The organism is Martelella sp. AD-3 (assembly GCF_001578105.1).
Lineage (GTDB): Bacteria > Pseudomonadota > Alphaproteobacteria > Rhizobiales > Rhizobiaceae > Martelella.
The window spans coordinates 1,336,113-1,348,908 of the sequence record NZ_CP014275.1; the positions used below are offsets into that span (position 1 = coordinate 1,336,113).

Annotated in this window: 12 protein-coding genes; 11 read left to right on the forward strand and 1 reads right to left on the reverse strand. The window is 61.3% G+C overall.

What is annotated here, in order from left to right; translation table 11 throughout:
- Positions 1-9: 9 nt before the first annotated feature.
- The 9 genes from nuoH to AZF01_RS06235 all read left to right on the forward strand — a co-directional run bounded on the left by nuoH (position 10) and on the right by AZF01_RS06235 (position 10,123).
- The gene (gene nuoH / locus AZF01_RS06195; RefSeq protein WP_024707016.1) at positions 10-1,056 is read left to right on the forward strand and encodes an NADH-quinone oxidoreductase subunit NuoH; all 1,047 of its coding nucleotides are present in this window, start codon (positions 10-12) and stop codon (positions 1,054-1,056) included.
- Between the two features lie 40 nt (positions 1,057-1,096).
- Positions 1,097-1,588 carry an NADH-quinone oxidoreductase subunit NuoI gene (gene nuoI, locus AZF01_RS06200; RefSeq protein WP_024707015.1) on the forward strand — a complete coding sequence of 164 codons (492 nt, stop codon included), beginning with the start codon at positions 1,097-1,099 and terminating at the stop codon, positions 1,586-1,588.
- Between the two features lie 138 nt (positions 1,589-1,726).
- Positions 1,727-2,341 carry an NADH-quinone oxidoreductase subunit J gene (locus tag AZF01_RS06205; RefSeq protein WP_024707014.1) on the forward strand — a complete coding sequence of 205 codons (615 nt, stop codon included), beginning with the start codon at positions 1,727-1,729 and terminating at the stop codon, positions 2,339-2,341.
- Between the two features lie 42 nt (positions 2,342-2,383).
- Positions 2,384-2,692 carry an NADH-quinone oxidoreductase subunit NuoK gene (gene nuoK / locus AZF01_RS06210; protein WP_024707013.1) on the forward strand — a complete coding sequence of 103 codons (309 nt, stop codon included), beginning with the start codon at positions 2,384-2,386 and terminating at the stop codon, positions 2,690-2,692.
- Positions 2,693-2,699: 7 nt separating this feature from the next.
- Positions 2,700-4,709 (forward strand): NADH-quinone oxidoreductase subunit L, encoded by a 2,010-nt coding sequence (gene nuoL, locus AZF01_RS06215; protein WP_024707012.1) that lies wholly within the window; start codon positions 2,700-2,702, stop codon positions 4,707-4,709.
- On the forward strand, positions 4,709-6,220 hold the full coding sequence (locus tag AZF01_RS06220) for an NADH-quinone oxidoreductase subunit M (protein ID WP_024707011.1): 1,512 nt from the start codon (positions 4,709-4,711) through the stop codon (positions 6,218-6,220). The genes nuoL and AZF01_RS06220 overlap by 1 nt, the downstream gene beginning before the upstream one ends.
- A gap of 17 nt (positions 6,221-6,237) precedes the next feature.
- Positions 6,238-7,677, forward strand: coding sequence for an NADH-quinone oxidoreductase subunit NuoN (gene nuoN / locus AZF01_RS06225; RefSeq protein WP_024707010.1), 1,440 nt, complete (start codon positions 6,238-6,240; stop codon positions 7,675-7,677).
- Positions 7,678-8,442 carry a biotin--[acetyl-CoA-carboxylase] ligase gene (locus AZF01_RS06230; RefSeq protein ID WP_024707009.1) on the forward strand — a complete coding sequence of 255 codons (765 nt, stop codon included), beginning with the start codon at positions 7,678-7,680 and terminating at the stop codon, positions 8,440-8,442.
- A gap of 7 nt (positions 8,443-8,449) precedes the next feature.
- Positions 8,450-10,123 (forward strand): ribonuclease J, encoded by a 1,674-nt coding sequence (locus AZF01_RS06235; protein ID WP_024707008.1) that lies wholly within the window; start codon positions 8,450-8,452, stop codon positions 10,121-10,123.
- A 348-nt stretch (positions 10,124-10,471) separates the two neighbouring features.
- Here AZF01_RS06235 and AZF01_RS06245 read toward each other — a convergent pair whose 3' ends face one another.
- Entirely contained in the window at positions 10,472-11,344 is an 873-nt protein-coding gene (locus AZF01_RS06245) for a MurR/RpiR family transcriptional regulator (protein WP_061449646.1), read from the reverse strand.
- Positions 11,345-11,496: 152 nt separating this feature from the next.
- Between AZF01_RS06245 and AZF01_RS06250 the strand changes: the two genes are divergently transcribed.
- Both AZF01_RS06250 and AZF01_RS06255 read left to right on the forward strand, forming a co-directional pair.
- Positions 11,497-12,279 carry an N-formylglutamate amidohydrolase gene (locus AZF01_RS06250; RefSeq protein WP_024708344.1) on the forward strand — a complete coding sequence of 261 codons (783 nt, stop codon included), beginning with the start codon at positions 11,497-11,499 and terminating at the stop codon, positions 12,277-12,279.
- Entirely contained in the window at positions 12,279-12,788 is a 510-nt protein-coding gene (locus AZF01_RS06255) for a TRAP transporter small permease subunit (protein WP_024708343.1), read from the forward strand. The genes AZF01_RS06250 and AZF01_RS06255 overlap by 1 nt, the downstream gene beginning before the upstream one ends.
- Positions 12,789-12,796 lie beyond the last annotated feature (8 nt).

Here is a 12,796-nt window from a genome sequence, read left to right on the forward strand (position 1 = left end):
GACCGAACAATGGATTCTTTTGTCTCAACCTATCTCTGGCCCGGACTGATCATGGTCGGTCAGTCGCTGCTGCTTCTGGTCCTGCTTCTTATCGGCATCGCCTTCATCCTGCTGGCCGACCGCAAGATCTGGGCGGCCGTGCAGATGCGTCGCGGCCCGAACGTGGTTGGTCCCTTCGGTCTGATGCAGTCCTTCGCCGACCTGTTCAAGTTCGTGCTGAAGGAACCGATCATCCCTGCGAGCGCCGACAAGGTGGTGTTTCTTCTGGCGCCGCTGATCTCGGTAACGCTGGCGCTCGCCACCTGGGCGGTGATGCCGGTTGCGGACGGCTGGGTGATCGCCAACATCAATATCGGCATTCTTTATATCTTTGCCATTTCCTCGCTTGAGGTCTACGGCGTGATCATGGGCGGCTGGGCGTCGAACTCGAAATACGCCTTCCTCGGTTCGCTGCGTTCGGCGGCGCAGATGGTGTCCTACGAAGTCTCGATCGGCCTCGTCATCGTCACCGTTCTTTTGACGGTCGGCTCGCTGAACCTTTCGGACATCGTCTTTGCCCAGCAGACCGGTCTCGGCACCATGCTCGGCCTGCCGAACTCGTTCCTCGACTGGAACTGGCTGGCGCTGTTCCCGATGTTCATCGTGTTCTTCATCTCGGCGCTCGCCGAAACCAACCGTCCGCCCTTCGACCTTCCCGAAGCCGAATCGGAACTGGTTGCCGGCTTCATGGTGGAATATGGCTCAACGCCGTACATGATGTTCATGCTCGGCGAATACGCGGCCATCGTCTTGATGTGCGCGCTGACGACGACGCTGTTCCTCGGCGGCTGGCTGCCGATCATCGATGTCGCGGTGCTGAACTGGATCCCGGGCGTCATCTGGTTCCTGATCAAGGTCTGCCTCTGCTTCTTCATGTTCGGCATGGTCAAGGCATTCGTGCCGCGCTACCGCTACGACCAGCTGATGCGGCTTGGCTGGAAGGTCTTCCTTCCGCTGTCGCTCGCCATGGTCGTCATCGTCGCCTTCGTTGTTAAACTGACCGGCTGGGTGGGCTGATTGATGGCGCTTTTCGAAGCGCCGGATTGGAGAATTTGAAATGGGTTCTGTTGCTCAGGCTTTCAATGCCGTCTTCCTGAAGGAGTTCGTGGCTGCGTTCTTTCTGACGATGCGCTACTTCTTCGCCCAGAAGTCGACGGTCAACTATCCCTTCGAGAAGGGGCCGGTGAGCCCGCGCTTTCGCGGCGAGCATGCGCTGCGCCGTTATCCCAACGGCGAGGAACGCTGCATTGCCTGCAAGCTGTGCGAGGCGATCTGTCCCGCCCAGGCGATCACCATCGAGGCCGGCCCGCGCCGCAATGACGGCACGCGGCGCACGGTGCGCTACGACATCGATATGGTGAAATGCATCTATTGCGGCTTCTGCCAGGAGGCATGTCCGGTCGATGCCATCGTCGAGGGGCCGAATTTCGAGTTCGCCACCGAGACGCGTGAGGAACTCTATTACGACAAGGAACGCCTGCTCGCCAACGGCGACCGGTGGGAGCGCGAAATCGGGCAGAATATCGCGATGGACGCGCCCTATCGCTGAGCGGCGAAGAGCAAGTGGCCGGGCGGCGTGACGCCGGCCGGTGAAACGATCTGAGAACGGAAAGCCTGCCTGCGTGGCCGGTTTTTCAATGAGACGCGTCCGGGTTTTCCGAGACGTACAGGAAGAGAAGGCACCAAGATGGGTCTCCAGGCTCTTTTTTTCTATATTTTCGCGTTTATCGCCGTGGCCTCGGCGTTCATGGTCATTTCCGCGCGGAACCCGGTCCATTCGGTCCTGTTCCTGATCGTGGTGTTCGTGAACGCCGCTGCGCTGTTCATTCTGGCCGGCGCGGAATATCTCGGCCTGTTGCTGCTCGTCGTCTATGTCGGCGCGGTCGCGGTGCTGTTCCTGTTCGTGGTGATGATGCTGGACATCGACTTCACCGCGCTCAGGTCCGGCATTCTGCGCTATGCGCCGGTGGGCGCGCTGATCGGGGTCGTGCTGCTTGCCGAGCTGATCATCGTTGTCGGCGGCACCTTCATTTCCCCCGAGATCGCCTCCAACACCGCCATGCCGATGCCGCCGCTTTCGGAACGGTCCAGCGTGCAGGCCATCGGCGACGTGATCTACACGCATTATGCCTATTTCTTCCAGGTGGCGGGCCTCATCCTGCTGGTGGCCATGATCGGCGCGATCGTGCTCACGCTCAAGCACCGCACGGACGTCAAGCGCCAGAACATCGGCAGGCAGGTGGCGCGCACGCCGGAAACGGCGCACGAGGTCGTCAAGGTCAAGCCTGGCCAGGGCCTATAATTTAAGAGAATTCAGCAGGGATACGGACTCAAGGACAGAGCAATGGAAATCGGACTTTCCCACTACCTGACGGTCAGTGCCATACTTTTCACGATCGGCGTCTTCGGCATCTTCCTGAACCGCAAGAACGTCATCATCATTCTCATGTCCATCGAGCTGATCCTGCTTTCGGTCAATCTCAACATGGTCGCCTTCTCCGCCTTCCTGAACGATCTGGTCGGCCAGGTCTTCGCGCTGTTCATCCTCACGGTGGCGGCGGCGGAAGCGGCGATCGGACTGGCGATCCTCGTTGTGTTCTATCGCAACCGCGGCTCGATTGCGGTCGAAGACGTCAATATGATGAAGGGCTGACCTCCAGATGATCTACAAACTCATCATTTTCCTGCCGTTGCTCGGCTTCCTCATCGCGGGCCTCTTCGGAAACCGGATCGGCGCCAAGGCCACCGAATGGGTGACCATCGCCTTCATGGCGGTGGCGGCGGTCCTGTCCTGGTACGTCTTCATCTCGGTCGGCTTCCTCAGCCATGCCGAGGACCTGGTGATCCAGGTGCCGGTGATGCAGTGGATCTCTTCCGGCGACATCGACGTTGCCTGGTCGCTCAGGATCGACACGCTGACGGCGGTGATGCTCGTCGTGGTCAACACGGTCTCCTGTCTCGTCCACCTCTATTCGGTGGGCTACATGCATGACGATCCGCACCGGCCGCGCTTCTTCGCCTATCTGTCGCTCTTCACCTTCGCCATGCTGTCGCTGGTGACGTCCGACAACCTGTTGCAGATGTTCTTCGGCTGGGAAGGCGTCGGTCTCGCCTCCTATCTGCTGATCGGCTTCTGGTACAAGAAGCCGTCGGCCTGCGCCGCGGCCATGAAGGCCTTCATCGTCAACCGGGTCGGGGATTTCGGCTTCCTACTCGGCATTGCCGGCCTTTTCTTCCTCGCGCACACAATCAATTTCGATCCGATCTTCGCTGCTGCCGAACACATCGCCGATGACCACGCTGTCGCGGTCGCCGCGGGCGAACAGGTTCCGGTGCTGCACTTCCTCGGCATGGACCTGACGCTGATGCACGCGATCACCGCGATCTGCCTGCTGCTGTTCATGGGCGCGATGGGCAAGTCGGCGCAGTTCCTGCTGCACACCTGGCTGCCGGACGCGATGGAAGGCCCGACGCCGGTTTCGGCCCTTATCCACGCCGCGACCATGGTGACGGCCGGCGTCTTCCTCGTGGCGCGCATGTCGCCGCTGTTCGAACTGTCGCCGTCGGCGCTGACCTTCGTCACGCTGATCGGTTCGATCACCGCGCTCTTTGCCGCGACCATCGGTCTCGTTCAGAATGACATCAAGCGCGTGATCGCCTATTCGACCTGTTCGCAGCTCGGCTACATGTTCGCAGCGCTCGGGGCAGGGGCCTACGGCGCGGCGGTCTTCCACCTCTTTACCCACGCCTTCTTCAAGGCGCTCCTGTTCCTGTGCGCGGGCTCGGTCATCCATGCCGTTTCCGGCGATCAGGACATGCGCCGCATGGGCGGCCTCAGGAAGCATATTCCGATCACCTTCTGGGGCATGATCTTCGGCACGCTCGCGATCACCGGCGTCGGCATCCCCGGCACGGTCATCGGCGCGGCCGGTTACTTCTCCAAGGATGCGATCATCGAGGCGGCCTTCGTTTCCGCAAGCCCGCTGGCGATGTTCTCCTTCTGGTCGCTGGTGATCGCCGCGGTGCTGACGGCCTTCTACTCCTGGCGCCTGATCTTCATGACCTTCTTCGGCAAGCCGCGCGCGTCGTCCGATGTCATGCATCACGTGCATGAATCGCCCTGGGTCATGCTGATCCCGCTCATCGTCCTGTCGGTCGGCGCCCTGTTTGCCGGCGTGGTCTTCGCCGAGTTCTTCTACGGCCATCATTATGCCGAGTTCTGGAAGGGCGCTCTGTTCACCGGGCCGCATAACGAAGTGCTTGAAGAGCACCACCACGTGGCGCTCTGGGTCAAGCTCTCGCCCTTCTTCGCCATGCTGATCGGAACCGCTGCCGCGATCTACATGTATCTGATCAAGCCCTCCTCGGCGAAAGCGACGGCAAAAGCCTTCCCGCGAATCTACGCATTCCTGCTCAACAAGTGGTATTTCGATGAACTGTACGACTTCCTGTTTGTCCGTCCCGCCAAGAAGCTCGGGCACTTCCTGTGGCAGAAGGGGGATGTGGGCGTGATCGACCGGTTCGGACCGAACGGCATCGCGGCGCTGGTCGTCGATGTCACCAACCGCGTGGTCAAGCTGCAGTCCGGTTATGTTTACCACTATGCGTTTGCAATGCTGATCGGCCTTGCCGCCCTTGTAACGTGGATGATGCTCGGAGGGGCGCTGTAATGAGCGACTGGCCAATTCTCACGACAGTCACCTTCCTGCCGCTCATCGGCGTGGTGCTGATCCTGTTCACCCGCGACGACAACGAGACGGGTCTGCGCAACATCCGCAATGTCGCGCTTCTGACCACGCTGTTCACCTTCGTGGTGTCGCTGTTCATCTGGGTCAATTACGACCCGGCGGACCCGAACTTCCAGATGGTCGAATATCACGCCTGGCTGGGGACCGGCATTGCCTACCATCTCGGCGTCGACGGCATCTCGATGCTGTTCATCCTGCTGACGACGGTGCTGATGCCGCTCTGTATCCTCGCCTCGTGGGAAGCCATCACCTACCGGGTGAAGGCCTACATGATCGCCTTCCTCATTCTGGAAACGCTGATCATCGGCGTGTTCGTCTCGCTCGACATCGTGATGTTCTACATCTTCTTCGAGGCGGGCCTCATTCCGATGTATCTGATCATCGGCATCTGGGGCCATGAGCGGCGCGTCTACGCCTCGCTGAAGTTCTTCCTCTACACCTTCGCCGGCTCGGTCTTCATGCTGCTGGCGATCATGGCGATGTACTGGGTGACGGGCACGACCAGCGTGCCGGTGCTGCTGGAGTATGATTTCCCGGTCAATATGCAATACTGGCTGTTCCTCGGGTTCTTCGCCTCCTTTGCGGTGAAGATGCCGATGTGGCCGGTGCACACCTGGCTGCCGGACGCCCACGTGGAGGCGCCGACGGCGGCCTCGGGCGTGCTGGCGGGCGTGCTGTTGAAACTCGGCGGCTTCGGCGTGCTGCGCTATTCAATGCCGATGTTCCCCGACGCCTCCTATTACTTCGCGCCGTTCATCTTCGCGCTGTCGATCATCGCCATCATCTACGCCTCGCTCGTGGCGCTGATGCAGACCGACATGAAGAAGCTGATCGCCTATTCCTCGGTCGCGCATATGGGCTACGTGACCATGGGCATGTTCTCGGCCACGACCGAGGGCGTCGAGGGCTCGATCTTCCTGATGCTCTCGCACGGCATCGTCTCCGGCGCGCTGTTCTTCTGCGTCGGCATCGTCTATGACCGCATGCATACGCGCGAGATCGCGGCCTTTGGCGGGCTCGTGAACAACATGCCGAAATTCGCGGTCGCCTTCATGGTCTTCACCATGGCCAATGTCGGGCTTCCGGGCACGTCGGGCTTCATCGGCGAATTCCTGACGGTTGTCGGCGTCTTCCAGGTCAATACCTGGGTGGCCGTGTTCGCGGCGACGGGCGTCATCCTTTCGGCGGCCTATGCGCTCTGGCTTTACCGCCGCGTGATTTTCGGCGCACTGGAGAAAGACAGCCTCAAGGCGCTGCTCGATCTTTCCACGCGCGAGAAGTTCGTACTCTACCCGCTGATCATCCTGACGATCTTCTTCGGCGTCTATCCGGAACCGATCTTCGCGGCGATCCACGGGCCGGTAGCCCAGATCGTTCAACATTATGACGCTGTTCTGGAATCCACCAAGAACATCGCGCTGCCGGTATACTGAGACAGGATCTTTTGGACATGACCTCGGAACTCCTACTTTCAAGTCTGAAGCTGATCATGCCGGAGCTGATCCTTTCGATCGGCGCCATGGTCCTGTTGATGATCGGCGCATTTGCCGGCCGCAAGAGCGGCCAGGTGATCGTCGGCCTCTCGGTCTTTCTTCTGATCGCGGCTTTCGTCGCTCTGTTCTGGTCGGGCTCGGGCACGGCCTTCAACGGCTCGCTCACCTTCAACGCCTTCACCCGCTTCATGCAGGTGCTGGTGCTGATCGGCGCGGCGCTGTCGATGATCCTGTCGGTCGGCCACGAGGAGCCGGAATATCTCGACCGTTTCGAGTTTCCGGTGCTGATGCTTCTGTCGACCACGGGCATGATGCTGATGGTTTCGGCCAACGACATGCTGGCCTTCTACATGGGCCTCGAACTGATGTCGCTGCCGCTCTACGTGATCGCGGCGATCAACCGGGACAGCCTGCGCTCGACGGAAGCGGGCCTGAAGTATTTCGTTCTCGGTTCGCTGTCGTCCGGCATGCTGCTCTACGGCATATCGCTGATCTACGGCTTTACCGGCAATATCGGTTTTGAGGCGATTGCCAACCAGATCTCGCTCGGCGAGACCGGCCTCGGCTTCATCTTCGGCATGGTGTTCGTGCTGGCCGGCATCACCTTCAAGATCTCCGCCGTTCCCTTCCACATGTGGACGCCGGACGTCTATGAGGGCGCGCCGACGCCGGTGACGGCCTTCTTCGCCTCCGCGCCGAAGGTTGCCGCCATGGCGATCATCATCCGCCTGCTGATCGATGCCTTTGGTCCGGCTATTGACCAGTGGCGCCAGGTCGTGGTCTTCATCGCCATCGCCTCGATGGTTCTCGGCGCGTTCGCGGCGATCGGCCAGCGCAACATCAAGCGGCTGATGGCCTATTCCTCGATCACCCATATGGGCTACGCGCTTGTCGGGCTTGCCGCGGGTACGGAAGTCGGCGTCAGCGGCGTTGCCATCTACATGGCGATCTACCTGTTCATGACGCTCGGCGCCTTCGCCATCATCATGGCGATGCGTTTGAAGGAAGGCGGCAATGTCGAGAACATCGACGATCTCGCCGGTCTTTCGCAGACCAAGCCGGTCATGGCCGTGGTGCTGACGGCGCTGATGTTCTCGCTTGCGGGCGTTCCGCCGCTGGCGGGCTTCTTCGGCAAGTATTTCGTGTTCCTGGCCGCCATCAACGCCGAACTCTATACGCTGGCGATCATCGGCGTGCTGTCCTCGGTCGTCGCCGCGTTCTACTATCTGCGCATCGTCAAGGTGATGTGGTTCGATGAACCGACCGTGGAGTTCTCGCGGGTCGCCGTGGAACTGCGATTCGTCTTCGGTCTGAGCGGCCTTTTTGCCATTGGCTATCTGCTATTCGGCGGGCCGCTGAACTCTGCAGCCCAGGCGGCCGCGGCGGCGCTGTTCTAGATGGCGGCGGGAAACCCCGCCGCCTCATTCCGGCATGAGGCGCTCGGCGCGGTCGCCTCGACCAATCTTTCTGCGATGGAGCGGGCGGAGGCCGGTGATCCCGGTCTGCTCTGGGTCACGGCGGATGAGCAGACAGGCGGACGGGCGCGGCGCGGCCGCAACTGGATTTCTGAGCGAGGCAATCTCTATGCCTCGCTTCTGCTTGTCGATCCGGCCCCCCTTGCAGCCTTGTCGTCCCTGCCGCTGGCGGCGGCCGTTGCGGCGCATGGCGCGATCAGCCGGGTGATGGCGGGTCACGGCGCGGAGGTCGCCATCAAATGGCCGAACGACGTGCTGATCGATCGTCGCAAGGTCTGCGGCATCCTTCTGGAGGCGCGGAGACTGGCGAACGGCCGCTTTGCCGTCGTCATCGGGATCGGGATCAATGTTGGATTTTCGCCGGAGGACACCCCATATCCGGTGGCAAGACTGGCCGACTATGTCGCCGGCGCCGATTCTGACGTTCTGTTTGCCCATCTGTTCGAGATCATGGCGGATGAGCTTTCGATCTGGGATGGCGGGCGTGGCCTCGGCCGGACCGTTTCCCGCTGGCGCGCTGCCGCCTGCGGCATCAACGAACGGATCACCATCAATCTGGCCCGCGAGCAGGTCTCCGGGCTTTTTGCCGGCATCGATGACGCCGGCATGCTGAAACTTGAAACGGAAGAGGGCACGCGCACCTTTGCTGCTGGCGATGTTTTCTTCGACAACAATAAGAACGGATAACGCTTAAATGGCGGACAATAAAAACGAACTGGTTTTCCTGCCCCTCGGCGGGCTCGGCGAAATCGGTATGAACCTTGCCCTTTACGGCTACGGCCCCGCGGAAAAACGCGAATGGATCATGGTCGATTGCGGCGTCACCTTTCCCGGCCCGGAACTGCCCGGCGTCGACCTCGTACTGCCCGATATCGAATTCGTGCGCGAACAGCGCGGCAACCTCAAAGCCATGATCATCACACATGCGCATGAGGATCATTACGGCGCGATTGCGACGCTGTGGCCGGGCCTCAACGTGCCGATCTATGCCTCGCCCTTCACCGCGGGCCTGCTGGAGGCCAAACGCGAATATGAAAGCTGGATGCGCGAAATTCCGGTGACGATCTTCAAGGCCGGCGACACCATCAATGTCGGACCGTTCACCGTCGAGGGCGTGCCTGTCAACCATTCCATCCCCGAGCCGATGGCGCTTTCGATCCGCACCCCGCTCGGCAATATCGTCCATACGGGAGACTGGAAGATCGACCACGCGCCGACGCTTGGCCCCAAGACCGACGAAGCCCGTTTCCGCGCCATTGGCGATGATGGCGTGCTGGCGCTGATGTGCGATTCCACCAATGCCATGCGCGATGGCGTGTCGCCCTCAGAAGAGGAGATTTCGGCAAGCCTCAGGACGGTTATTGAAAATGCGGAAGGGCGCGTCGCGCTGACCACGTTTTCTTCCAATATCGGCCGCATCCGCTCGATCGCCAAGGCCGCCGACGAAGCGGGTCGCCAGGTGCTGCTGCTTGGCTCGTCGCTCAAGCGCGCGGTCGCGGTGGCGCGCGATCTCGGGATGATGGAAGGCGTGAAGCCCTTCGTCGACGAGGATGAGTTCGGCTATATCCCGCGCGACAAGGTAGTTGCGATCCTGACCGGTTCGCAGGGCGAGCCGCGTGCGGCCCTTGCCAAGCTCTCGCGCGACGAGATGCGCAATGTGGCGCTTGCCGCCGGCGATCTCGTGGTGTTTTCCTCGCGCGCCATCCCCGGCAACGAAAAGGCGATCCAGGATATCAAGAACGGACTTGTGGAGCAGGGCGTTCACATCCTGACCGACAACGAGGCTCTGGTGCATGTTTCCGGCCATCCGCGCCGCAACGAGCTGAAACAGATGTATGAATGGATCAGGCCCGAAATTCTCGTGCCTGTTCACGGCGAGGCAGCCCATCTGATCGCCCAGAAGGAACTCGCCGAACAGAGCGGCATCGCCCAGGTTCCGCGCGTCAGGAATGGCGATGTTCTGCGCCTTGCGCCGGGCCCCGCGGAGGTGATCGGCAAGGTCGAGGCGGGCCGCGTGTTCAAGGACGGCAAGCTGATAGGCGACTTCGACGAAATGGGCATCGGCGATCGCCGCAAGCTCTCCTTCGTCGGTCATGTCGCGGTCAACGTGGTCCTGAACAGCAAGTTCGATTTCGCCGGCGATCCGGACGTGGTGCCGATCGGCCTTCCGGGTTTCGATGACGAGGACGAGCGGATGGAGGACGTACTGTTCGATGCCGTGCTCGGCGCCGTCGAAAGCATTCCACGCTCGCGACGCAAGGACCTCGGCATGGTCAGGGAGGCGGTGCGCCGCTCCGTCCGCGCCGCTGCCAATGAATGCTGGGGCAAGAAGCCGGTGGTGACGGTGTTTGTGAACCGGCTTGGGTGAGGGGGTAGCTCGGGCGAGGTTCCCCCGAACTTCCGGGCTTACGCAATTCCGATCCCTCTTTCCGTATGCTACGGTTTTATTGAGCGCCTATCCGCCCCGATCTCCCCCCTTGAGGGGGAGATGTCGCGAAAGCGACAGAGAGGGGTAAAGGGCGCAAGCCCCAAAAAAGCCGCGTATGCCGATAGGGCTCACCCCTCTCTGCCCCTGTCGGGGCACCTCTCCCTCAAGGGGAGAGATTTTGGGCTGCAGCGCAGAGCAAGGCTCGAAGGTCAGAAGATGGCTGCAACGCTTGAGCAGCAGATCAGCGGGGCAACGGATTGATCCGATTTGCGAATCCGTAGATCCCTTTCAACCCGGCCGCCTGAACAGCCGGCTCTGTTCGAACAGGCCCTCCAGCTGGCTGATGCGCTGGCGGGTCTTGTCCCAGCTTTTGGCCTGCACCGCCTCGATCAGCGCTTCCACCACGAACAGCGTGACCACGGACGAGTCCCAGGCGGACGGAACCTCGATGCTGACCCTGAATGTGTGGCGGGCAAACTTGGTGACCGGCGAGGCCCACTGGTCGGTAAAGAGGATGATCTCGACGCCGTTCTCGCCTGCCACCCGCGCCAGCGTCGCCATGTCCTGCTCATAGCGGCGGATATCGAAGATCACCAGCACATCGCCGCTCGCCATGTTCAGCATATGCTGCGGCCATGAGCCGGAATTGGAGGACATCAGCGTCGTCTTCGGCCGGATGACCTGCATGTGGGTGTAGAAATAGCCCGCGATTGCCCCGGTGATGCGGCCGCCGACGAAATAGACGGCGCGGTCGAGATCCGATAGCAACGCGGCAGCGCCGCCGAATGTCTCCTGATCAAGCTGTGACAATGTGCGCCGCATATTGTCCATCGCCGCCTCGCCGAAACGGTTCAGGATATGCGTGTCCGGCACATTGCGGGCCAGCCGGTCATGTTTGGCGATCGGGTTGGAAAGGGTTGCCTCCAGCTCCTGATGCAGGCGCGCCTGAAACTCGGCATACCCCCTGAACCCCAGTTTCTGCACCATGCGCGCGACCGTCGGCGTCGACACGTCGGCATTTTCGGCAAGCGTGGTGATGCTGCCGAGGCCGGAGACCGGGTAGTTTTCGCTGATCGTGTCGGCAAGGCGCTTTTCCGAGCGCGTGAGTTCGCCGTAGCGCCCGGCGATGATTTCGGCGACTGTTCGGGACCCGTCGGTCAATCTTCGTCTCCTGTTTCCCGGGCATTTAGAAACGGCGCGGCCAATCCGTCAACGGCAAAAATGAATAGAAGTTTTCAAAGCGTGATTGACACCGCGCAAAAACTGAAGAACTATTTACAAAACCAAGAATTGCAGAAAATGCAGGGGAACAGATGTTGGGAAAGCCCGGGCTGTTGAGCGCCCGAGACGGCGCGCCTGTGATTGTCGAGCGTGCGTTGGGTCAAAGCGAGGTGGTGCTGGTTTGCGAGCATGCCGGCCGCGCCATACCTGATCGCCTTGGCGATATGGGCCTCTCCGCCGAACTTTTGCAAAGCCACATCGCATGGGATCCGGGCGCACTGGCCGTTTCGCGGCTTCTGAGCGCGGCGCTGGACGCGACATTGGTCCACCAGCGTTTCTCGCGCCTCGTCTATGACTGCAACCGGCCGCCGGAAGCGGCCGACGCCATTCCCGAAATCAGTGAAATTTACGCCGTTCCCGCCAATCGCGGGCTGGGCCCGGTGGCGAAGGCCGAGCGGGCGGAAGCGCTCTATCTTCCGTTTCACGAGCGCATCGATGAATTGCTGGATGCGCGCGCCAGTGCCGGGCGCGACGCCGTTCTCGTGACGATCCATTCCTTCACGCCCGTCTTTAAGGGAAAAAGGCGCGACGTCGAGATCGGCATCCTGCATGACGCCGACAAGAGGCTTGCCGATTGCATGCTCGACCGGGCCAAGGCTATCGGCGGCTATGACGTGCGGCGCAACGAACCCTATGCGCCGGTAGACGGCGTGACCCACACGCTGCGCCGTCATGCGCTGCCGCGCAAGCTGCCGAACGTCATGATCGAGATCCGCAATGACCTGATCGCCGATGCGGCAGGGCAGGGCGCGGTCGCTGGCTTCGTTGCCGGCCTCTTGAGCCAGTGCCTCGACGGCAGGCGGGAGGTGGCCTGATGCCTGAGGCGATCAAGACCTATGTCCGCTACGTCGACGGCTTCAACCGCGTGGTCGGCCGCATCGCCATGTGGCTGATCTTCGTGATGATGGGCATCCTGCTCTGGTCGTCGGTCTCCAAGACCTTCTTTAATCCCTCGCTGTGGACGCTGGAAATGGCCCAGTTCGTGATGACGGCCTATTACCTCGTCGGCGGCGCCTATTCGCTGCAACTCGACAGCCATGTGCGCATGGACCTCATCTATGGCCGCTGGACCCCGCGCCAGCGCGCCGTCGTCGATGCGGTCACCGTGTTCATGCTGTTCACCTATCTGATCTTCCTGCTGATCGGCGGCGTGTCCTCCACCAGCTACGCGCTGAAATATGGCGAGACCTCCTATTCGAGCTGGTCGCCCTATATGGCGCCGATCAAGATCACCATGGTCATCGGCATTTTCCTGATGTTCCTGCAGACGACCTCGATCTTCTTCAAGGACCTCGCCAAGGCGCTGGGGAGGCCGATCGCGTGAACCTCTCC

Bases quoted from the DNA above. Each gene is read 5' to 3' on its own strand.
- nuoH (WP_024707016.1), top strand. From the start codon at position 10: ATGGATTCTTTTGTCTCAACCTATCTCTGGCCCGGACTGATCATGGTC.
- nuoI (WP_024707015.1), top strand. From the start codon at position 1,097: ATGGGTTCTGTTGCTCAGGCTTTCAATGCCGTCTTCCTGAAGGAGTTC.
- AZF01_RS06205 (WP_024707014.1), top strand. From the start codon at position 1,727: ATGGGTCTCCAGGCTCTTTTTTTCTATATTTTCGCGTTTATCGCCGTG.
- nuoK (WP_024707013.1), top strand. From the start codon at position 2,384: ATGGAAATCGGACTTTCCCACTACCTGACGGTCAGTGCCATACTTTTC.
- nuoL (WP_024707012.1), top strand. From the start codon at position 2,700: ATGATCTACAAACTCATCATTTTCCTGCCGTTGCTCGGCTTCCTCATC.
- AZF01_RS06220 (WP_024707011.1), top strand. From the start codon at position 4,709: ATGAGCGACTGGCCAATTCTCACGACAGTCACCTTCCTGCCGCTCATC.
- nuoN (WP_024707010.1), top strand. From the start codon at position 6,238: ATGACCTCGGAACTCCTACTTTCAAGTCTGAAGCTGATCATGCCGGAG.
- AZF01_RS06230 (WP_024707009.1), top strand. From the start codon at position 7,678: ATGGCGGCGGGAAACCCCGCCGCCTCATTCCGGCATGAGGCGCTCGGC.
- AZF01_RS06235 (WP_024707008.1), top strand. From the start codon at position 8,450: ATGGCGGACAATAAAAACGAACTGGTTTTCCTGCCCCTCGGCGGGCTC.
- AZF01_RS06250 (WP_024708344.1), top strand. From the start codon at position 11,497: ATGTTGGGAAAGCCCGGGCTGTTGAGCGCCCGAGACGGCGCGCCTGTG.
- AZF01_RS06255 (WP_024708343.1), top strand. From the start codon at position 12,279: ATGCCTGAGGCGATCAAGACCTATGTCCGCTACGTCGACGGCTTCAAC.